The 610-nt window shown below is 29.2% G+C and carries 1 pseudogene; it reads right to left on the bottom strand.

Annotated elements, in window-relative coordinates:
* Nucleotides 1–531: pseudogene (locus tag ACK2WN_RS12220) on the bottom strand (IS6 family transposase); the annotation flags it as partial.
* Nucleotides 532–610: the final 79 nt, after the last annotated feature.

Below are 610 nucleotides of genomic sequence, written 5' to 3' on the forward strand. Positions count from 1 at the left end.
ATATAAATCTTTTGATAGTTCATCACCAATTGTTTTAAAGTATATATCAAAAGTTTTAATCCATTTTGATATGGTTACATGAGATACTTTGATATTCATGTAATCAAATAAAAATGTTGAAATAGCTCTAGTTGAAGCTTTAAGTGAATAATACATACTAATGCTCATAATAATTGTATGCAAATTAAACCTATATCCAGAAAATATTTTTCTTAGATTTCTTCTGCGAAGCTTTTCAGATGAAGGATCTTCGATGGATTCTGGAATAATTCGTTTAATAGTATGATTACATTTTCTACTATTACACTTAAAACTAACATGATTTTTATATTTATGATGAAGATACATACCATTACCACAAACTGGACATTTAGGATAACCATTTTTTGATTCTCTAGTTTTGGTAGAAACTTCTAACGTGTATTGCTTAAAGCAGCTTTTACACATATATTTTTGGTTTCCGTATCTATCTTTACCATATTTCCAAAAATCAGTACAAAAACAATCAGGGCATTTTATGTAAGGTTTCAATTTTCTCGACTCCTTTCCGTAGGGGGAATGTGTTTTTGGGTGAAATCATTGTAAACCCTACCGGGGTCGAGATTCAATA

It is taken from the genome of Peptacetobacter sp. AB800 (assembly GCF_047807365.1).
In the GTDB taxonomy this organism is placed as follows: Bacteria; Bacillota; Clostridia; order Peptostreptococcales; family Peptostreptococcaceae; genus Peptacetobacter.